14 protein-coding genes are annotated in these 22625 nt (G+C 43.5%); 3 read left to right on the top strand and 11 right to left on the bottom strand.

Going from position 1 to position 22625, the window contains the following annotated elements; genetic code table 11:
• The first annotated feature begins 178 nt into the window (after positions 1 to 178).
• Positions 179 to 775, top strand: coding sequence for a GNAT family N-acetyltransferase (locus AAG747_RS22970; protein WP_346823585.1), 597 nt, complete (start codon positions 179 to 181; stop codon positions 773 to 775).
• 288 nt (positions 776 to 1063) lie between these two features.
• Here AAG747_RS22970 and AAG747_RS22965 read toward each other — a convergent pair whose 3' ends face one another.
• The 9 genes from AAG747_RS22965 to AAG747_RS22925 form a co-directional block, all read right to left on the bottom strand.
• The gene (locus AAG747_RS22965) at positions 1064 to 2200 is read right to left on the bottom strand and encodes an acyltransferase family protein (RefSeq protein WP_346823584.1); all 1137 of its coding nucleotides are present in this window, start codon (positions 2198 to 2200) and stop codon (positions 1064 to 1066) included.
• Between the two features lie 210 nt (positions 2201 to 2410).
• The gene (locus tag AAG747_RS22960) at positions 2411 to 3877 is read right to left on the bottom strand and encodes a sodium:solute symporter (protein ID WP_346823583.1); all 1467 of its coding nucleotides are present in this window, start codon (positions 3875 to 3877) and stop codon (positions 2411 to 2413) included.
• A gap of 108 nt (positions 3878 to 3985) precedes the next feature.
• A complete protein-coding gene (locus tag AAG747_RS22955) occupies positions 3986 to 5179 on the bottom strand; it encodes an exo-beta-N-acetylmuramidase NamZ family protein (protein ID WP_346823582.1) in 1194 nt (397 codons plus the stop codon).
• Positions 5180 to 5263: 84 nt separating this feature from the next.
• Positions 5264 to 8050, bottom strand: coding sequence for a family 10 glycosylhydrolase (locus tag AAG747_RS22950; RefSeq protein ID WP_346823581.1), 2787 nt, complete (start codon positions 8048 to 8050; stop codon positions 5264 to 5266).
• Positions 8051 to 8201: 151 nt separating this feature from the next.
• Entirely contained in the window at positions 8202 to 9800 is a 1599-nt protein-coding gene (locus AAG747_RS22945; protein ID WP_346823580.1) for a PKD domain-containing protein, read from the bottom strand.
• 139 nt (positions 9801 to 9939) lie between these two features.
• Positions 9940 to 10566, bottom strand: a complete 627-nt coding sequence (locus AAG747_RS22940; protein WP_346823579.1) for a hypothetical protein — start codon at positions 10564 to 10566, stop codon at positions 9940 to 9942.
• A 134-nt stretch (positions 10567 to 10700) separates the two neighbouring features.
• On the bottom strand, positions 10701 to 12170 hold the full coding sequence (locus AAG747_RS22935; protein ID WP_346823578.1) for a SusD/RagB family nutrient-binding outer membrane lipoprotein: 1470 nt from the start codon (positions 12168 to 12170) through the stop codon (positions 10701 to 10703).
• Between the two features lie 77 nt (positions 12171 to 12247).
• A complete protein-coding gene (locus AAG747_RS22930; RefSeq protein WP_346823577.1) occupies positions 12248 to 15253 on the bottom strand; it encodes a SusC/RagA family TonB-linked outer membrane protein in 3006 nt (1001 codons plus the stop codon).
• A gap of 896 nt (positions 15254 to 16149) precedes the next feature.
• Positions 16150 to 19122, bottom strand: a complete 2973-nt coding sequence (locus AAG747_RS22925; protein ID WP_346823576.1) for a PA14 domain-containing protein — start codon at positions 19120 to 19122, stop codon at positions 16150 to 16152.
• Positions 19123 to 19412: 290 nt separating this feature from the next.
• Between AAG747_RS22925 and AAG747_RS22920 the strand changes: the two genes are divergently transcribed.
• A complete protein-coding gene (locus tag AAG747_RS22920) occupies positions 19413 to 19850 on the top strand; it encodes a DUF3574 domain-containing protein (RefSeq protein WP_346823575.1) in 438 nt (145 codons plus the stop codon).
• A 378-nt stretch (positions 19851 to 20228) separates the two neighbouring features.
• On the opposite strand, the gene AAG747_RS22915 is transcribed toward AAG747_RS22920, so the two are convergent.
• Complete coding sequence (locus AAG747_RS22915; RefSeq protein WP_346823574.1) at positions 20229 to 20765, bottom strand: hypothetical protein; 537 nt, start codon at positions 20763 to 20765, stop codon at positions 20229 to 20231.
• 159 nt (positions 20766 to 20924) lie between these two features.
• Positions 20925 to 21635: an IclR family transcriptional regulator gene (locus tag AAG747_RS22910; protein WP_346823573.1), complete on the bottom strand. Its 711-nt coding sequence runs from the start codon at positions 21633 to 21635 to the stop codon at positions 20925 to 20927.
• Positions 21636 to 21849: 214 nt separating this feature from the next.
• Between AAG747_RS22910 and AAG747_RS22905 the strand changes: the two genes are divergently transcribed.
• Positions 21850 to 22566 (top strand): 3-ketoacyl-ACP reductase, encoded by a 717-nt coding sequence (locus AAG747_RS22905; protein WP_346823572.1) that lies wholly within the window; start codon positions 21850 to 21852, stop codon positions 22564 to 22566.
• Positions 22567 to 22625: the final 59 nt, after the last annotated feature.

Below are 22625 nucleotides of genomic sequence, written 5' to 3'. Positions count from 1 at the left end.
AAGCATGGCAGAAGAGCGGTTAGCTTTTTCTCCTATGGCCTTGATAAACTCTCAGAGGTGTTTTTAAATAATATCAATAATATGATTAAAAAAGCCCTCTGCTTATTTTTGTCATGTACTTAGAGAAGAAGGTTTCTTTTATTATAGCAGAATACCATTTTCGGAATGGCCGAACCGCTTGTGGTTTAAACAAGACTTTCAAGAAGAACACTTACTTCAAGCTAAAAACAAGATCACTTCATTTGCCGAAAAGTTTACGATCCCGGTGTGGGGAAAAAATCTGGAGGACCGTTCTTCCTTATTAGAACAGCAGGGTTTTACCCAGGCTTTCGGACAAATAGGCATGCATTTAAAACTGGAGCATGCATTTGAAGAGAATAATACGGTACAACTCCGGCTTCTGGAGCAACACAAAGGTGCGGAACTTTGGTCGGAGCTGTTTGCGAGTGCTTTTGGCTACCTCATCCATCCGGATGTCATCCGAAAGACCATGGATCCAGTACAATACTTTATTGCTTACCATCAAAACCAGCCTGCAGGTACCGGAGTTTTGTATCAAACCGGTAAGGTTGCCGGTATTCACTCTATCGGCGTCAGTCCGAAAATGCGGAGAAAAGGCTTGGCCGAACAAATCACCATTCAGTTGCTGAACCTGGCCAAGGATCAAAAGATGGAGTATGCTACCCTGCAAGCATCTGATATGGGAAAAGGTTTGTATCTGAAATTGGGTTTTGAAGAAGACTTTACTATGTCCAACTATAGATTGAACAAGTAAACAATTACTTGATAGAAGTTGCCTTATCTGCTTATTTCAGATCTGTTTACCTTGACAAAAAATGGCTTAGTTTATAAAAGTATAAACTAAGCCTTCACCATACCCAAGTTCTCCTTAATGTCACCCATTTCAGGAACATTTTACTTGTAAATGTAATATTAAGAGCAAGGTGGGCTGTCATAAAGTTAGCTATCTCAATTTGTTCAAGCACAAAACCTGGCCAAGAATAAAGAATACCTCATCACCTTGAGCCAGAAATTATAACCTCCGTTTGCTTTCGGGCTTTTTTTACAATTTCACAAAAATCTTCTTCCGGTACATTACATATAGTACCAAGTAATAAAACACGACAACTGTTAAGGCATACATGAGTGAAGAAAGCTCGGGAACAGAGATCCAGGAAGTATACAACTGTTGGTACAAAAAACCATGAAGACTCTCCGTACTTCCTTCTCCATTGGTCCATTTACATTGGTAAAACGTTTTGGCAATCAATCCGGAAAGGAAAAATACGGTAATGGCATTGGAACCGTATACAACAAACACGTTGCCCCAATCTTGTTTTTTCCATACGTCCGCGATGGCATAGATCATTCCAAAAAGTGTACTGGCAAGTCCTCCGGTAAACAAGACATAAGAGCTGGTCCACAAACCCTTGTTAATCGGGAAAAAAGGATCCCACAACATGCCCAATAGAATTCCTCCCAGGCCAATCCCCAGAAAATATTGAATCTTTTGGAATTCTGTAAGCGATTTTTGCAAAAGAATTTTCCCAATCAAAATTCCGAACAAGGCAGTGCCGATGGCGGGTAAAGTACTCAACAGACCTTCCGGGTCCCAGGCTTTTTTCCAGAGGTGTCCTTCCATCAGGAGGCGATCCAGCCAGGCAGCCAAGTTGGTCGTGGGTTCATAGTTGGCCTCACCGGCTCCCGGTACAGGCACAAAACTCATCAAAGCCCAATATCCCACCAATAATCCTACAAAAATCAATAATATACTGCGCCAGGAACAATGCAAAAACAACAAAGAGGCCACCATAAAAACCAGCCCTATTCGTTGCAGTACTCCGGGAATACGGATGGCTTCCCAGTCCTTGAAAAAGGGAAAAGCAATGGTAAAAGCAGAGAGAAACAAGCCCAACAAGATCAATTTGGCGGTACGGCTAAAAATTTTCCCATACATAGAACTCGGGCTAACTCCCGCCTTTTTGCGCTTGGTATAAGCCAGCGAAATGGAAATACCTACGATAAAAAGGAAGAAGGGAAAGACCAAATCGGTAGGCGTGCAACCGTGCCAGGAAGCATGCCGGAGGGGGGCGTATATATGTCCCCAACTGCCCGGATTATTCACCAAAATCATTCCTGCTACGGTAAGTCCCCGGAAAATATCCAAGGAAAGCAAACGTGTTTGAGTCGTTTTCTGCATATAACGATACGTTGACAATCAATTAGTAGTATTACTTTAACAAGTAAAATTTAAAATGTTTATTATCAAATAATTACAACAAAATCTATGAATTAATATAGCTTTATTGCTCTTCAGATAAAGAGCAATCAGTACGTAGCCGTACGAACTTTTCCTTGTGATAGGAAGTCCGTAATTTTATCTTCAAGTCCTTTTTTTAAATATTCACCCTTAGCCAGCCACTTTCACAGAATCGGAGACTTTCTTTCCGGAGATTATATACAGGCCTAAAAACGTGAGCAAACCATTTAACACCAAAATTTCAAATCCGAATTTGTACCCCCTAAGCCAAGCTTCCGAGTTGGCATTCACCACATAACATAGCAAAGGAGAAATCAAGCAAATCCAGGGAACAAAACGGTCTTTCACCTCTCTTTTGGTAAACATTCCGAATACAAACAAACCTAACAGAGGCCCATAAGTGAAGCCGGCTGCTTTAAACACCGCCATGACCACACTTTCATCATTAAAGGCATGGAATCCGAGAATGACCATGAACATCAACAGTGAAAAAGCGATATGCACTTTTAACCGAAGCGGTTTTTGCCGCTCTTCGGGGAGTTTTTCAATATTGAGAAAATCTACGCAAAAGCTGGTAGTAAGGGCCGTCAAAGCAGAATCGGCACTGGAATATGCTGCCGCAGTAATTCCCAATAAAAACAATGCTCCGGCTACCGGACTAAAATGCTCCAAAGCCAAGATCGCAAAAAGATCATCGGAACTACCGGGCAAGGCAATCCCTTTCTGAAAGGCAAATACATACAACAATACTCCCAGCGATAGAAAAAAGATATTGGAAAAGGCAAAAGAAATACTGAACCATACAACATTCTTTTGCGCTTCTTTTTGGTTGCGACAAGTCAGGTTCTTTTGCATCATATTTTGATCCAACCCGGTCATGACGATGGTCAGAAAAGCCCCGGCGATAAATTGCTTAAAGAAATTCTGACCGGATTGCCATTCCCATACGAAAATCTGAGAGTGAGGATTTTCCTGAATGGTTTGGATCATGGCAGAAAAGCTAAAATCCAGTTCCCGGCAAATCAACCAAAGCGTAACCCCAACCGTGGTCAACATAAACAAGGTTTGCAAAGTATCGGTCCAAACGATGGTTTTAATCCCTCCTTTAAAGGTATACAACCAAATCAGCAAGATGGTGACAAAGACAGTAACGGCAAAAGGAATTTCATAGGCATCGAAAAAAGCCAACTGTAAGACTCCGGCCACTAAAAACAGCCGGAAAGAAGCCCCAATCGTTTGCGAAAGCAGAAAAAAGAAAGAACCCGTTTTATACGAAAACCTCCCCAGTCGCTTGTCCAGGTATTCGTAAATCGAGACTAAACGCAAACGGTAATACAGGGGAATTAGTAAAAAGGCAATCAATAAATAACCGACTAAATTGCCCAATACCACTTGAAAATAAGCCCAATTGGAATTTCCCACTTCTCCGGGCACCGATATAAACGTTACGCCGGAAAGGGAGGCCCCGATCATCCCAAAAGCCACCAGATACCAGGGGGATTGCCGTTGCCCGGTAAAAAAAGCATCGGTAGTTGCCTTCCGGGAAGTAAGAAAGGACAAAAGCATTAAGACTAAAAAATAGCCGAAAATAATACTAAATACAATGATTGGGCTCATAGGATATTCATTCAGTGATACCGGTACTCAGTGTGCAATACCAGTACTTTTTATTAATAAAACAGCTTGCTTACAAGTATAAAGATTACAACTAATACTGTTCTTTTTTTAATATAATAATACCTCTTTTCTTAGAGTCAAAAACTCATGGCGTCCTTCCGTTTCCAAAGCTTCGAGCTCCTCCATACTTCCTTGTTGCGTCACCCATTGCCGTAGTCGGTCCGTCCCGTTCAATACATCTATTGGCAAATGTTTTTCTATATATTCAAAAGGACCCTCAAACCAGGCAAAGGCATCTCCAAGTTTCGAATACAACTCCCGGCAAAGTAACTGTCCGGCTTTCCAGGGTTTAAAAGTCTTACGGTCGGTAATATGCAATTGAAACCCTCCGCAAGTCTGGTCTTTGTATTTGTCAAATACCGGTATAAAATTTTGCGGTCTGAAGACCAAACCTGTCAAATTATTTTGGTGAAATACCGAAGACAAATGCGCAACAACTTCCTGGGCGTTGATGGCAGGATGTCCTAAAATCTCAAAAGGCTTGGTCGTTCCCCGCCCTTCCGAAATATTCGTCCCTTCAAACAAGACGGTTCCCACATAGGGCAAAATGCTCTCCACTGTCGGTAAGTTGGGAGAAGGCATCACCCAAGGCAATTTTGTATCCTCAAAATACATCCACCGTTCCCATCCTTCCATTTTCACCACACGTAACGGACAGTCTAGCCCCCAATGTTTTTGGGCCATCAAAGCCAGCTCTCCAATGGTCAGTCCATGGCGCATCGGCAAAGGGTACAGCCCTACGAAGGAAGCAAAATCCGGATGTAATATATTCCCTTCCAACTCTATACCGTTCAAGGGGTTAGGCCGGTCCAACACCAGCACTTCCACTCCCGATTTGGCACATTGTCGCATCAATAAGAACAGGGTATAAATATAGGTATATGCTCGCGTCCCTACCTCCTGTAAATCCACCAATACATGGTCTATTCCTTCTAACATTTCAGGACTTGGCACCCGGGTATCGGAATACAAACTGTACACTTGCCTCTGAAAATAAGGGTGAAAGAAATGGGGGGATTCAATCATATTGTCTTGTTTTTCTCCCCCCAAGCCATGTTGTGGTGAAAAGATCACCCGAAACCGCTTCTTAAATAAGGTAAGCATCCGGTTGATTCCATGTTCGTATTGCGGTCCCACCGAAGCATTATGGCAGAGATAAGCGATATTGCCGGAAAGAGTATTTTGCAAATGCTGATCTATACAAAATTTTTCCAAACCGCTTAATACAGTTGTTTTACTCATAGTCTAGAGGTTCAACCCGTTTTATAAAGATCCGTCATTGACAATGCCAATGCGATCATATTTTTAGCTTTCTATGTCTATACTTTAATGGATGACCAACAAGCGTTTCGCGATGGCCCCCTGAAGGGTTTCAAAACGAAGCCAATACACTCCCTGATGTAAATGCTCCGTCTCCAAATACAACTCATGTTTCCCACCAGACAATCGTTTATCCAAAGGCAGGTCAATGGTTTTTCCCATGGCATTGATCAAACTTACCCGCACAGGGCCGGAACCGGCTTGCCAAAAGGAAAGTTTCACTTGTTCTCTGGCGGGATTAGGCGCGATCTGTACCGTACATTCACAAGTAGGGTCATCTTCTATACCCGTAGGGATATCGTCTTTTTCTTCCGTGGTAAAACGCAAGGTTTCCGACCATCCGGCCACTCCTCCTACATATTTGCTTCTCACCCTGGCATAATACGTAGTGTGGTATTCCAAATTCGAAACTTGCCAAAAAGCGTCATTCCAGGTCAGGTTTTTTTCATCTACCAATACGTCCTGTTCATCAAACAACTCCGAGCTCGCCAACTGAAACTCATACCCGGTCGAGAAATCTACTGTATTCCATTCTACTTTCAGGCTCAAAGGAAGGTCTATTGCTTGATGCTCCGGACTTACAAAGGTGGGAGCTTCCGGAATATCCGTAGTGGTTTTGAATTGCACCGGGACCGTCCAGGCGCTCCGGCCTTTGGCATTGACTGCCGATATCCGTAAATAGTGGGTATACCATTTGTCCAGAGGAGTGTTGAGCACATAACTCAACTCAGTAATATTTTCTACCTCTACGATAATTTTATCTTCGCTAAAAATGCTCCCTCCTTTTGAAAGTTGAAGATGATAGGTTGTGGCGCCTTCACTTGCTTGCCAGGTAAATTCCGGTGTTAAACTTACAAACTCTTCCTTTTGGGTGGGAGAAGTAATTACCGGAACAGCCGGAAAACCGGTGGTAAAACTTCTAACTTCCGAATAGGTACCTAAGCCGGCGATATTTCCTGCTCGTACCCGCCAAAAATAGGTTCTGTTTCCATCCAAGTTTAACGGACTTCCACTCGCTTCGGTGGCTTCCAGCCGGGCATTTTCAAAAATAAGCTGTTGGAAATTTGCATCTTCTGCCACTTGCAAATGATAATACGAAGCTCCCGGAGCTGCTTGCCATTCAAAGGTAAACTCTTTTGCCAGGGCCGGCTCATCCGCCAACGGAGCAAGTAAAACGGGCGCTTCCGGTGTAGCTACTTGCAACAACTCAGAAAGGGCACTTTCCCGGCCATAACGGTCTATTGTACTCACTCCGTACCATACCGTTTGTCCGGGAGGGGTATTGGCTCCGAAACTGTGGGTTTCTCCTGTCAATGCCAGGATATTTGCCGCAATTTCCCGTTCTTCCGGAGTCGGATTTTCCGAAGTGAATTGATATAGTACATAACGGTATTCTCCTGCACCGGGTGCATCCCATTGCAATGCATACCGTTCGCTGCCGGCCAACTGACCATACTGTAAATTATTGGGTACCTCGGGCAGCCCTCCGCCTAGCCAAGGCATTACCGGAGGAAGGGCAACGGTACTGTATTGATTGTTCTTCAGATGGTGAATCATACCACTGGGATCGCTCATAATATTCCCTGTTCTGAAAAATACCGAACCCAAAGCATTGTTATTCCGGTGGTTACGATTAATCTCTATCTGGTTGGGAATTTCATCAAAGCTTTGTAAAGGGAATATTTCCCCCGGCATTTGAGCATCTGTCAGCCAAGCTGGGTGCGTAAGTTCTTTTAAGAAAACATCTTCCAAGGGTGCCATTTGAGGTTGTACATTGTACAGCGAATGTCCGGCATATAGATGTCTGTTGGCCACTTTGGCCTTTTCAGACCACCAGGGAAGCAATTTGTTATAATCCTGATTTCCACCGATCACCCAGTAGAGTTGCGGTGTCAGATAATCCACAGCCTCATCCGTCAGCCAGGTCAAAGCATCGGCATAGATTACTGAATAGGCATTCATCCCAATGATTCCTTCCGGCACTCCGTTTTTCCAGATGCCAAACGGACTGACTCCGAACTTCACATACGCTTTTTCCGATTTGATGGCTTGGTACACACTCCGCATTAAACGATTGATATTTTCCCTTCGCCAATCCCCGATATTGTCAAACCCTTGTCCGTAAGTGGCATAGGTATCCGCATCTTCATTACTGATTCCGTTAAAGCCCTTGGAACTGTTAGGGTAAGGATAAAAATAATCGTCAAAATGAATTCCATCTATATCGTAACGGGAGACGATATCCCGTACCACACTGGTGATATAAGTTTCTACTTCGGGAAGGCCGGGATTGAGGATTTTCTTTTTGATTCCGGGAAATTCGAGAATCCATTCGGGATGTTGATTGGTTACATGACTTTCATCCATGGCATATCCTGCCGTATTGGCCGCAGCCCGGTAAGGGTTCAGCCAAGCATGTAACTCTATCCCCCGTTTATGGGCTTCTTCTGTGGCAAAACTTAAGGGATCATAATTGGGATCTTCCGGAGCTTTGCCTTGCTCTCCCGTCAGGTAATACGACCAAGGCTCCAGGTTTGAGCGGTACAATGCATCGCATTCTGTCCGGACTTGAAACAATACGGCATTCAGGTTTAAGGCTTTTAAGGAGTCCAGAATATGAATAAGGCTTTCTTTTTGCTGGGCCACCGTTAGATTCCGGCTGGAGGGCCAGTCCAGATTGGAAACCGTAGCAATCCAGGCCGCCCGGAATTCCCGTTTAGGGTTTTGCCCCCACAAGGCTCCCGGCAACAGCAAGCACCAGAGTATTCCGTAAAGTAATCGTTTTTTTTTCATAGTTTAAGAACGAGTTAGAAGTGGGTGATGAAGGCATGGTCATGAGTTGATACGTTTTAAACCTTCCGGGTTTTCAAAACCCGGAAGGTTTAAATATTGCCGTTGGGCTACTTCTACAAAAGTACAACCCTTCGGTAAAAGCCAGGGTAAGCTATCGTTTTACCTGGTCAATAGCCAAGGCGTACGGATAAATTCCTGTCAGGTAATCTTCTTTTTCCGAACCGTCCAGATTAGCTCTGCGGATGGCCGATCCTTTGGGATCTTCCGGAGTAGCTCCTTCAGCCCGGTAGCCCCAGTAGATTTTTCCGGCTTCCAAATCCAGGTCAAATCCTAAAATAGCCGATTTAAAATGTCCTGAATATTCACTTTCCCATACTTCGTCAATCAGTTTGATATTGCTACCGTCCATATCACACATATACAAGCCTGGCACGCCTCCTTCTGCCGGATATACCCCTGTATTATATAAGGTGATCACGGAGAAATAGATTTTTTGATGAATTGGATCAATGGCCATATCCATCACCGGAACATTGCTGATGATTTCCTCATACCCGGATTGTCCGTCTGCATTTACCCGGAAAAGTCCGATTTTGTTGACATGCAAATTCTTGGAAAAATAGATTTTATTGTTCACCGCATCATAAGCACAGCCTCCGTTCACCGAATAGCCGGCTGCATTTTCATCCAAATCGGCATGATTGAAAAACTTTAGAGGATCTTGTTCTACATCTATATTACTTTGATTCACCCCTACTTTCAACATATTATTCCGCGCATTGAAATAAAAATCATTGTCTTTGATAAAAAAGCCGGTAGGGTCCGGTGAATTGGTCTCTCCCGCAGCAGCATTGGGTCCTTTTCCTACAAAATCCATAAAGACGTCCTCTGTCGTTCCGGCCAAATTAGTCGTATAGATTTTACCGTCTCCGGTGAGTTGGTACCCATGGCTGTTCCCGGCATCCAACATATAAATGCTTTCGTTGTCCACATACATTTGTAAAACCGTACTTCCGGCCGAGGCACCCAGTACTTCCGGTCCTTCGTTACTTTCCACCAACAACCGCTGTTTCACGATTTTACCCGATACTCCGTCCGCAAAGTACAAGGTTTTAGCGATTTCTCCTTGAATGACCAAATCAAAGGTATGGGTTTTGGTATCCACACCATCGTTAGAAGTACAGGTTACTTTGTACGTTCCCGGGGTTTCAAAGAGTATTTTGGGTTGGGCTTCGTTGGAAGTCTGGCCGTTGCCAAAGTCCCAAGTGTATGTTAACGGATCCCGGTCAGCGTATTGGAATGCATGAGGAGTAAAGGTCACGTTCGTAGGGTACAAATACGAATTGTCTGACGCATGAGTAACGGTTAAAGTAGGCTCCAGAATTTCAAGGGGTTGACGGAATTCCTTGACATTACTTCCGTCAGCGCCAAATACTTTGAGTGAAACATTATATGTACCGGGTACGGCAAACAGTACCGAATCCGGGTCAACAGTAGAAGCCGTGTGTACTCCTTCCTCCCCATTGACTTCACCCCGGTCAAAATTCCATTCGAATCTTAGCCCATGTTTAGAGGCGTTGATAAATTTTATTGTGACCGGAGCTTCTAGGGATTCCTTGTTGCTGATTTTAAAATAGGCCGATACGGCCGGATCAATCTCATCGTCATCGTCACAGGCACTCAACAAGCACATCGTGCCGAGCAACCAACAGGAAAAGAGTATGGAAAGTAGTTTGTTTATATTTTTCATGAGGTTTTATTTCAATAGGGTTCTAAAGAGATAATAAGAAACGTTAAGGGGTTCTCTTTACAGATTACCCCTCATTTCCCGGAAATACAGGAAACATCCTTCAGCACAATCCTTCACGGAACACCACCGTGCGTTCTTGCTAATTACCAAGTACCTCAAAAGAGCGGGTATAGGACTTGGATTGCCTATCCTTATTGACAACTTCCACGGTTAACGATAAGCGGCTCACATACTCTTGCTCTATACTGATCAAGTTGTTTTCAATTGCCTCCGCACCCAAGCTTTCGCTAAAATATGCCCGGGCTTCTTCCGACAATTCCGCCCATTCCACATCTGTCCGTGCAGCTCTGAAATAACCTTCTTCTACCTGAAAAGTATAATTCTTGCGATATGCATTGATTACGGTCACATAGTCTGTATCCTGATGTGGAGCGGACTCAAAAAGCATTTGCTCTTCTTGCTCTTCTTGCTCCTCATATGTGGCTGACTGGGGCTCTTCCTCTCCCGCTACGGTCACTTTGGTAGTCACATCCCAAGCCGACCAGGTATACAAATCCACTTTCTCAATGGCATCTCCTACAGACCAATATTGTAATTCAAAGTCAACTGATTTCCCTACGGTATAACTGGAGTTGATCGGAGTAAAATACACATTGGGGTAGATATGCCCATTGGGCGCACCCAAGTCCTCCAACACATCTTTTTCCTCACAGGAGCTAAGCCAGGGAGTACTTAAGAGAAGACAGAGATAAAATAATTTTTTCATTGTATATCAGAATATTTTCAAATTAAAACCTATAGATCAAAAACCGGGGACTCACCCTTCCGTCTTTTTCTATTCCGGCTAGGAAATGATGTAAGAAAAAGTTCAGGGTAAGTCATCTGGTGAGAAGGCAGCATTTACTTATCCCACCAAACCCGGGTTGTAGTAAAGTTGGGAGCTTGAGCGCCCAAGCGTTCGATTTCGGGAAGGTTGTAAATGTACTCCGTTTGAGGATCGTACGGAAAGCGTCTGATCCACTTACCTTCCAGGTCATCGTCAATAAATTCAGGAAGCTCCAAACCCGGATATACTTCTTCGCTGTAATCATGTCTTCGCAAATCCACCCAAGTTTCCGGACTCAGATACCCTGCAATGTATTTCTGCATCATGATATGGCTTAAGGTCAATTCGTTGGCATCCACCGCAATGAAGTCCTGTTGCAGATATTCGCCAATTGCCGCTTCATCCACCCCTAATTTCTTCATATGTACCCGGATACCGTTTTCATAAGCCTGAAAAGCCCGGTCGGTTTTGCCGGATTGAAAAGCCGCTTCCGCTTCGATAAACCATACTTCCGATTCCAACATATAAGGAATGGGCGAATGGTCTTTGGTATAATACCCATCGTACAAGCTTGGAAAATCTTCCAACTTCAAAGGAGCAATTCCGTTGGTCGGAATGCCGTAACGGTACTTTCCATCTTCCGAAGGGGTCATAATCAAAGGCAAGCGGGGATCGATATACCCATTGTGAATCATCGCATTGATAAAAAACTCAGTCGGTACACTTAGATGCAAGTAATTAGCCGTTTCCGCCCAAGAAGGCCGGGCACGGGACGGACCGAAAGGATTTTTCAACCAATTGTCCGTAGTATTTTCTTCATATACTAATTCAGGGTCCACCCAATCGGCAGTACCTCTCAGCGCTTTATCCGTCAATTCCAGAATTTCGGCATAGTGATTTTCTCTTTTGGATAAGTGCAAAAGATAGCGGGCTTTCAGGGCATAGGCAAAATTCTTCCATTTGTTTACGTCTCCGGAGTACACGAAATCCGCTTCTTCAGTCATCGGGAAATCATTCGGGCCGGATTGTTCCAAATGCGCTACCGCTTCGTCCAACTCTTTTAAAATACCCTGATAAATAACCTCTTGCGGATCATAAGCAGGACTTACGTTACCCGTAAAAGCTTCCGTATACGGCATATCGCCAAAAAAGTCCGTGGTCATTCCGGTAGACAATACGCCTACCACTTTGGCAACTCCCAGGTAGTTATTCGCCTCTTCATGGTTAGCACTTTCAATCAGGTGATGAACGTTACTTCCCACATCAAAATAATGCCTTCTCCACAAGCCAAACCGCAATTGTTTGTGGAACGTCCAACGATCCCGGGTAGTGGCTCCCGAGCTGGTGGTCAGGTATTGCACAATATAGGAAGTGAGGTCCGAAGCCTCGTACAAATTGTAATTCAAATTGGCCAGTATGGCGGGAAGAAGGTTATCAGGAGTAGTGGTGGCATTCCTGTTCGGGTCCTCATTCACATCCAGGTACTCTTCACAAGCGCCTAAACCCAGGCAAAGTAAGAGCGCTAAAAATATATGTTTTTTCATAATTACTTCAATTTAGATGATTGGATTCCAGGGTTTATCAATACCCTCTTCTCTTAAAGTCCGACTTAGTGAAGCCTTTAAAAAGAAGCTTTAAAGCCAATGGTCAGTCCACGGGTAGAAGGTACGTTACCGTAGTCCAATCCGGCCGTTCCCGAACCTCCGATAGAAGCTCCAACCGAACTGGTTTCAGGGTCACTGCCCGAATAGGGTGTGAACAATAATAAGTTGCGCCCGGTAATATTGATGCTAAAATCAGACATCCCCCAACGACTTACCAAATTTTGTGGCAAGCGGTACCCCAACGACAAAAAGCGCAAACGGGCCCAAGATCCATCTTCAATAAAGTTTTCATCTACTGCGCCATAATTATAGCGGTAGAAACTCTCGGTCAACACCACTTCTTTAGTATTTTCTTCGTAAACGCCTTCTTCTACTTCTACGACTCCATCAAAGACAATCCCGGTATTTCTCCGTTCGGTTTCTTTACTCAAACCGTAAGAAACCAAGCGGTTTTTAGTCACATTCCATACATCTCCCCCGATCCGGAAATCCCAAAGCATGGAAAGCGTGAAGTTTTTATATTCTACCGTGTTGGTCAAACCGATAATCCAATCCGGTGTACGATCGGCAATAAACTGTTTTTCATCGTCGATCACCGGATATCCGTCCTCTCCGATCACCATACGCCCCTCTTCGGTACGTTTGTAGGCAGCCCCTACCACACCCAAAACGGGCTCGCCAATCAAAGAACTTCCTCTACCGGTACCGGTCAACTGTGCATACGTTTGCGGGAATTCCGAAACAAACGAAGGCAACTCTTTCAATTCCGATGTGTTCCGGGAAATGTTCGCATCAATGGTCCAGTTAAAGTCTCCTTTCAGCGGTTGTCCGGTTAGCATTAATTCTACCCCCTTGTTCACAATAGTACCGGAATTAAAGGTTTGGATAATATACCCGGAGGCAGGGGTAATCCGGGTCGTGATAATCATGTCGCGACTTTCCGTATCGTACAAAGAGAAATCAACGCCTAACCGGCCGTGGAAGAATTTCAATTCCGCTCCGATTTCCTTGGAGATGGTGGTTTCGGGTTTCAGATTAGGGTTCCCTGCGGTGTGATAGTTTTTAAACTTACCGCCTTTCCGATAGCTTCGATCCAACACCGGTGATAACTTATACGGTCCGGTATCGGCCCCCACTTCGGCATAACTTGCCCGGAGTTTTCCGAAAGAGAAGAAATACTTATCCCCACCGATAAACTCACTGAATATCACCCCGGCACTTACCGATGGATAGAAGAACGAATTATTGTTTTTGGGCAAAGTAGAAGACCAGTCATTTCTTCCGGTAAAGTTGATATAGGCCATCCCTTTGTAATCGATTTTCAAATCTCCGTATACCCCTACTACCCTGCGAAGACTTTTATACTGCTCGGCCCGAACGGTTTCCATGTTATTGATGCTAAACAAACTGGGGTTGATAAATCCCGAACCCGAAGTTGTCAGGCTTCGCCCTTTGTCTTCCTGTACGTTATTTCCCATCAACAAAGACACCCGGAAATTCTCTCCGATTTTTTTGTCCATACTGATGTTAAATGTGGAAGTGGTTATTTGACGCTGTCTTTCCAACTCACGCATGGCTCCATCCGGTGTTCCCCCGGTATTTGGCGAAACCAATCGACTGTAATACTGAGAATAACGGTCCCGGCCTATCCGGTAGGTAATGTTCATCCAATCAAACGGATCGTAACTGATAAAAGCATTGGCCAATATCCTGTCTACATTGTCGTCTACCGGATTGTTATGGGCGGTCCACAGAGGGTTGTCCGATTGGTTGGTTCCCAAACTGGGTATCAACCAGCGCTTGGTTCCATCCGGGTTTTCATACACGCTCATGTTATCATCTCTCGGCCAAGACATTAAGTTCAACAACCAACCTCCCGAGTCTCCGGAAAGCCCTCGTTTGTTTTTGGTCATGATATAGTTAGCCGAAGCGCCTACCTGTAGTTTTTCAGAAAGCTGTGCAGAACCTTTTAGCAATATAGAAGTCCTGTTATAATCTGTTTCGGGAATAATCCCTTTCTGATCAAAATTAGATGCAGAGAGGTAAAACGTTGCTTTTTCCGATCCTCCGGAAATAGAAATATCTTCTTTATGACTGACTCCCGTGCGGAAGAAGTCCCCCAGGTTATCATATACTTTTTCGTCTCTGCGGAACATCGGTCCCCAAGAATACCGGCTTTCCAAATCGGATAAACCTTGTGTCCCACGCGAGTACATTCCTTGCTGTTCCGGAAAACGCATAGCTTTGTCGATAGAAAGGCTGGAAGACACATCCACTTTCACCCTTCCGGCAGCACCTTTTTTGGTGGTAATGATGATGGCTCCGTTGGCCGCATCCAAACCATACAGGGCCGCTGCAGCAGGACCTTTCAACACGGTCAGTGACTCGATATCGTTCGGGTTAATGTCCATGGCCCGGTTCCCTCCTCCTTCTACGGCTGAGTTATCAATGGGAATTCCGTCTACCACAAACAAAGGTTGGTTATTTCCCGAAAGGGAAGTCGCTCCCCGGATTAGAATTTCCGAAGAAGCACCGGGAGCTCCACTGGCACTGGTAATCTGCACCCCGGCTATTTTACCCTGAAGGGCATTCACCAGGTTTTCCTGCCGCCCTTCCACCAATTCTTTTGACTCCAGCTCCTGTACGGCATAGTTAATGGATTTTTTCTCTTGCTCAATCCCAAAAGAAGTCACCACTACTTCGCCCAACTCTTGTACGTCCATAGAAAGAGAAACGTTGATCTGAGTACGGTTGTCAATAGGCACTTCTTTCTTTTTGTACCCGATATAAGATACCACCAATACCTCCGAAGCAATATTTCCGGGGACCTTTAGTGAGTATTTTCCTTCGGCATCGGTAATGGTACCAATGGTGGTGCCTTTCAATACAATATTGGCACCGACCAGAGGACCTTGATCCATTTCATCCAGAATAACCCCCGAGATCACTCTCTCTTGGGCATATATCCCTCCGGACGTCAACCCGGTGATGAGTAATAAAAGTAGAAAATGTTTTATACGCATATTGTTAAAATTATGAGTAAATGAATGGCAGTTAGTAGTGCCAAGAAAGTGATGGTTTTGATGTTTATTCTGGGGTTAAAAAAGCTATTTCAATGAATGAAATTCTTTTCCACAAGACATATAACGGCATACCGCAAACGAACAATTAAACCCATAAGGTTTACCTTGTCAGTCTGGGATCCCTCACGTTGAGTTGCCCCGAATTTTCATTGGTTCTACTTTATTGACATAAGCTGCTTATGTTCAGTAGAAGTATTTAATTAAGCGTTTTCAAATTTTGGTAAAATCGGCTTAAATAAAATCACAGAAAACCATGATATTTTAAAATCAAGGAAAATTGGAAAGAAGACAGATTTAATCATAATTAACTGATAATCAACAACAAAACAAAAAGCCTCTTTTCAAGAAAAATTTGACCGTATCACAGTAAATACGGATTTGCACTGACCGGAAACAAATTAGCAAGTAATAGTTTTCGTCAATGTTCGCAATGGCTGAAAGGTAGTACTTTGTTAACCCCTTCGTTTTTCAGAGTTATTTTTGATCTGTTATTTTGCAAAAGGTGAAGTGGTTTACACGTATAGTTTTTGACCGAATACGGAATCAAAACCGGCTCATCAAGGCACTTTTTGAAGAGAATAGCCAAAGCTATTGTTGAAAAAAGTAACACGGAGGAGGTGTTTTTAAAACATTTTTCAGGAAAAAGAAAAAGCTTAATTCACTTCGGTATGAATGAAGGTAATACCAATCAACATCCGGGTAGATTTTCGGACAAGGAAGAGTACCACATTTTTTATGAAACCTTTTGACCATTCCGGACTTAGAAAAGAGGGTATAAAAAAAACCGGATAGCTTTTTGGGCTTATCCGGGTCTCATAAAGATTAAAATGAATGTATCATTGTCGGGCTACTTCCTCTCCTTGCGGGATCCGGTTCATGGTATACCAGGCTTCTGTAGTCCATAAAGTTTGATCCTTGGCACTTTTCACTGTTGCTTTGTTCAAACGGATATACACTACATGCCCGCTTTCCATTCCTTGCAACTGCAATTTCACTTTTTTACGGTCTTCGGAAACTTGGATGTCCGAAATATTCAATACTTTTTCATCCAATTTAGGCCCTCCATAATTCTCCGTTGGCAGGTAATACCACTGGTTGACAGCATAATCCGAAGCTTGCTCTCCAACTCCTTCTTTTAAAGGTTCGGTAAACTCAATCTCTACCCCGTCTGCCTGAGCCCGTACCGCCAACATTTCAAAAGTACTTTTGCCGTTAAATTTCATACGTTGCAAGCCATAGCGTTTGCCACCAAAGTGGCCCCAGTTACCCGGGTTTCCAATACCTCCGATGTACAAGGCATCATCCGGTCCCCAAACGACCCGGTTGACCCCGGCCTCGATACCTTGGGTAAAGCGAAAAACGACCCCTTGGTATTGGCCATTGATCTTTTCGGTAAAGACTCTTTTTAAACCGCCGTGTGTGACTTCCCCATGAAGCATTTGATTTTGATAAGGGCCCACATTCAAGTATATCGGTTCACTGGGTGAATTTCCGATTTCGTCTTGAGGCAACCAGACAACCGGCCGGGTTTCTTCCAACCCTTCGGTGCCTTCAAAATCCACGGAGCGGGAGCCGTACCAGGCACCTTTTTGGACATGAACAATTTTACTGGCAGGAAGCCAATCACCTTGATTATCCGCTATAAACATTTCTCCGTCTACTCCTACACCAATACCATTCGGAGTACGCAAACCTTGCGCAATAAACTCCGTACTTCCGTCTTCTATGGAAATTTTTACTACTTTTCCTCTGTCCGGAATTTGAGGATTTGTGCTGGCACCTCCCGGTTGAATAGCCGTGGCCAAGGTCGCATAGAAATATCCGTCTTTGTATTCCAGACCAAACGCAAATTCATGGAAGTTTGCAGAAACTTTCCAATCATTGCTTACCGTATAGTATTCGTCCATGATGCCGTCTCCGTTCAAATCTCTTAAACGGGTCAACTCTTGTTTTTGCAATATATAAATATCACCCTCCACTACTTTCACTCCTAAAGGCTCGGCAAAACCGGCGGCCACTTGTGTCACTTTGATGGCTTCGGGGTTGTCAGCTTGTACCCCTTCCAATACGTAAATCGCTCCTAGGGAATCCCAAGTACTCACGACCAAACGACCGTCCGGCAAGAAGTCCATTCCCCCTACTTTGGGTTGGAAACTTTCCGGACGAGCCTGTGCCAAGTCAAAGCTGGGATGTACGGCTAAGAGTGGTTTTGTATCTCCGGCCAATACATTCGGATCCGGCAATGCCTTGGTCTCTTTGATATCCTCCAGATTATACGTAAAGAGTTCCGGAGGCACTACACTGAATTCATCTTCTCCATAGGGCTTCCACTGTAGTGAAACCGCTTTTCCCCCTCCTCCTTGATAATACTCGACTTTGAAAGGATGCCTTCCTTTTTTCAGGGTGATTTCGGCTTCTTTCGGAGCCAAAGCGTGAAACCCACCGTTGTGAATAATTTTATTTCCATTGATAAACATGCGGGATCCGTCATCACTCACCAGGCGCAGCACTACTTTACGATCTTCTTCCAAATTCAAAAACCCTGTAGCTTCCATATAAAAATTGACTGAAAGCTCCCCGAAGTCACTATCTTCCGCATGCAAGGCATTGGCCGTACCGGACACAACGGGCTTCATGTCCTCCGGAATTTCCATAAACCCGGCAATCGAAGGAAACACATAGGCATTGATGGCGATTCCCGGTTGCTCTCCCGCTTCCGTCATGGATTTTTTATCCATTTTTTGGAAGGAAAGTTTAAAATCCGGTGCCGGCATCAAATTGTTCACAGCCGCCTCTTGCTCTTCATCCGCATCCAATGACAAAATATAGCTCACCATTTTTGCGGCATCTTCCTTGGCCAAATCCGGGTGGGGAGTCATCGGTACTTGCCCCCAATTGCCCGATCCCCCTTCCAATACTTTTTCAATTAACTCTTGGAGTTTATCTTCGGAGTTGGGGTATTTTTTGGCAATGTCAATATATGAAGGACCTACTGTTTTTACTTTTTCGTTATGGCAAGTATTACAGTCGCTTTGGGCGAACAAGGTTTCCACTTCTTTTTTGGCATTGGCGGTCTCCGGCAATTGCGCTTTTATCGGTCGTTTGGTAAAACGGGCAGTGTAGGTAGTTTCTCCGTTTTTGTTTAATTTTAACAAACCGGACATCTCCAAAAAAGGTATACCTTCCACTTCTACCTTATTTGACTCGTTAAATGCCAATTGTCCGTCTGTGCTGTAGTCACCTTCTGTTTGGACAGAAGTCAGTTTCACTTTAAGAGCCACTTCTACCCCTTCCGGCACATTAGCGGTCATAAATTTTCGTTCCAGGCCGGTTTTAACCGCCCCAATAGGTAAATATTCCGGTGTTTCCCGGACTTCTATTTTTTGTCCCTTGTACGCCAGTTCATAGTTCAGAATCACTTGATTGTTTTGAATCGTATGTCCCCGGTATTGTACCTCCGGAGTAATGGTTTCATCCCCAACAATCAGCCGCCATGGGTTTTCTACTGTTTGTATCAGAAAAGGGGCACCACTACTGGTAGGTTGCGGGCCATGTGCTGTAGTATACACAGCTCCTTCAAAATTAACACTTCCATCCCATACTTTATATAACCCTCCAAACTGGGTACTGTAAGCTAACCACAAATTGTCGTGTAATGCGATGGACATCATACGGGGATTTTGGTCTAACACCGAGCGCAATACCCAAGTGTCACGAGGTCTTTCCACATGTCGTTGGGGAGGTTCACACGAGGAGAACAAACCAACAAATATCCCTAATAACATAGCAATAGCAGATAGATGTTTCATTTTCATTTAATTTCTCAGAATTTGATAGTATAAAAACTCATTTTTGTAAAAGGTCGACCAATTTACACAATCCCAGGGCATTTTTTCACAAAACATCCGGCCTTTTTTTGAAATTCCCTTAAATCGCGTATGCATATCACCCTTTGTTTAGCGATCCTGTAAAAGGAATATTCCTTCTCCGAAAATTGAAAATACAATGTTATCAATGCATTTATTGGCCTTTTCCTGTTGCGCTGTGTTGCTATTTTCCTTAACTTATTTATAAACTTTTTTAACTGATAAAAAAACTCATGTCTATTTTTTTACCTTCGAGTCCCAGTCCCGGAAAGTACCCCTTCCTGTTGCTCTCTTTTGTACTGTTCACTTCTGCATGTGCAACCTCTAAAAGACTCAAAGGAACCGAACAGGCATATATCAAAACAGAATTGTATTTTGGTCAATCCATTCCTAACGGGGGCAACGTAACGTCAAAAGACTGGGAAAACTTTGTCAACCTGACGGTCATGCCTTTGTTGAGAGAGGGCATTACCGTACTGGAAGCACAAGGAAGATGGAAGGATACCGAAAGCGGGGAAATTATCAAAGAAGATTCGAAGGTATTGGTTTTTATTCATCAAGGAACGGAACAATATATTTCCATCATCACTCAAATTATCAACTTATACAAACAAAAATTCTCCCAACAAGCCGTATTAAGGCTTGACTATCATGTTGCTGCCGAATTTTAAATGAGTGAGACAACAATAGATGATTAGCACAAAATCCAAAGAGGTCTTTTCAGGATATTTCCCAAAAGACCTCTTGCTAGTTTTAAATCCGTGTTTTTTTACCATAAGTTTGGTGAATGAGTGTTTGCGAAATAGCAAGGTTTTACCCGAAAAGACAAGTCTACACTTCGGATAGGCTTTCTAAAAGATATAAGCTTATCCTCTGATAATGAAGTGGTTTAAACGTATAGTTTTTGACCGAAAATGGAATCAAAATCGGCTCATCAAGGCACTTCTTGAAGAGAATAGCCAAAGCTATTGTTGAAAAAGGTAACACAGAGGAGGCCTTTTTGAAACATTTTTCAGCAAAAAGAAAAAGGTTAATTCACTTCTATATCATTATTTCCATTGTACGGCAAATGCCATTACCAATTTTACCATATACAAAATCAAAATCAAATAGATGATGGGCTGTACAGTTGGTAATAGAAAAAATAACATCAACCCTAAACTCAAGAAAAAAGAAGCAAATACCCGTTGTTTTTCTTGTAAACGGATCATGTTAACAAAGGAAGTGGTTATGAGGGTATAAGCACAAATAGACATAATGGTTACCAAGCTACCGGGAAAGACCCAGGCAAGTAAAGCCGGTTGCGACAAGTGCATGGCAACAAACGTCCGCCGGGCCTTAGGGCTTTCGGCATAATACGTACTGGTCCCTCGAGAAAAATTTGCCACGACCCCACCACCTATGTCCATTGCCAAAAGTAATAAAATTCCTGTTTCCCAGCTTTTAAGCTCAAGGTTATCCATCAATAGATAACTGACCACAGCCAATGCGAATGCGGTAAAATAAGTCAGCACCAAGTCCATCACGGAGGCCTTTTTTCCATGTACTTCATGTAAAAATGCAGGAATCGTCAATTCAGAATTCATTGGCTGATTGATTTTAAGGTTTAAACATTAATGACTCTGCAAAAGAAGAAAAAAGGTTTTTTCCCGTATTGTAAAAAATCGGCAATCTTACCTATAGGTAGCCAGACCTGGCAGGTTTTGAAAACCTGCCAGGTCTTTAATTAATTATCAAGGAATTACTTATTGATCCAACTTGCGTTTTTTTGCCAAGTGTTGCAACTTTTGCACCGCGGCTTTCATTTCTTTGTTTTTAAAACGATAAGCAGGCCCTGAAACCCCCAACACTGCAATGACCCGGTGATTTTGAAATAAAGGAATGGCCGTACAATTAAGGTCCGGTTCATACTCTTCAAAATCATAGGCAAAGCCTTGTTGCCGGACCAAAGCTATTTCCTCTTTCAACTTCTCAGCTTCTGCCTCTGGCAACTTTCCCAAAAAATAAGCTGGTAAATGTTCGGAATGGGCCATAAAAATTTTACCGATGGCAGTTTTCATCATTTCAAACTCCTTGCCCATTTCTAAAGAAATACGGACCGAACGCTCAGGCTCGCACTTTAACTCATAGCGAAAATAGGATCCCATCTGCATCGCCAGATAAGATGTCTCCCGGGTTTGATTGGTCAACTCTTGCAAGACAGGTTTCATATCGCTTCTTAATTTATGTACTGAAATCGCCGGGAAATACAAACACTGAAACTTTGTGGTAATCCTATACCGGGGACTCAGCGCATCCTGCTCTACATACCCAAGTTGCTTTAATGTATCCAAAAGATTATGTACGGTAGTTTTCTTCAGATTTAAAGAAGTGGCTATGTCATTCAAGCGTACCAAATTACCATTTTGGTTGATACACTCCAGTATTTCAAAGGCTCTCTTTACAGATTGGATCATAAAAGTTCAACAATAATGAAAAATACAACTTTATCCTGCAATTTTCCAGGTAATTATTCAAAGTTAGTGCAATTTTGACAGGTACAAATCAACGTATGAAAAAATAATTTGAAAGGAAGCCGGTAAATCACCAGATCATTGTAAGACCTAAACCTTACAATAATCTGGTTTACCGATTTTAACTTATAGACACTATTTTAAAACGTATTTACAGATGGAATCAATCAAAGGAAAAAATGCACTGGTGACCGGTGCGGGTAAAGGAATCGGAAGGGCCATGGTACTTGCCTTGGCAGAAGAAGGGGTGAACCTCGGATTATTGGCAAGAACGGAAAATGATTTGAAACTAGTGGCCAGCGAAGCAGAGGCTTTGGGGGTAAAAACATCCATTGTCACTGCAGATGTAAGTGATAGGGAAGCCGTCAATACTGCGGTGGCCAAAGTAACTGAGGAGCTGGGCGCCATTGATATTTTGATTAACAATGCGGGAATTGGCGCTTTCGGAACGTTTCTGGAACTAGAGCCTGCCCAGTGGGAACGCATTATTCAAGTCAACCTTATGGGGGCCTACTATGTAACCCGTGCGGTATTGCCCTCTATGATTGAACGCCAAACCGGAGACATCCTCAATGTTTCGTCAACTGCCGGGCAAAGAGGAGCTGCCGTAACCAGTGCTTACAGTGCTTCCAAATTCGGATTGATCGGCATGTCCGAATCTTTGATGCAAGAGGTTCGAAAACATAACATCCGGGTGACCACCTTGACTCCAAGTACCATTGCTACGGACTTGGCCATCGATCTAAACTTAACCGATGGCAACCCGGAAAAGGTAATGCAACCGGAAGATTTTGCCGAATTGGTGATCGCTCAATTGAAATTAAACCGAAGAGTCTTTGTGAAAGAAGCAGGTATTTGGTCCACCAACCCTTAAGCCATACAAAGCCCATCCCAAATACACACTTGGATGGGCTTTCTTCCCCAGGTTCTTTT

Origin of the sequence: Rapidithrix thailandica (assembly GCF_039710355.1) — a bacterium.
GTDB lineage: Bacteria > Bacteroidota > Bacteroidia > Cytophagales > Flammeovirgaceae > Rapidithrix > Rapidithrix thailandica.
This window is presented reverse-complemented; position numbering and strand designations above follow the sequence as displayed.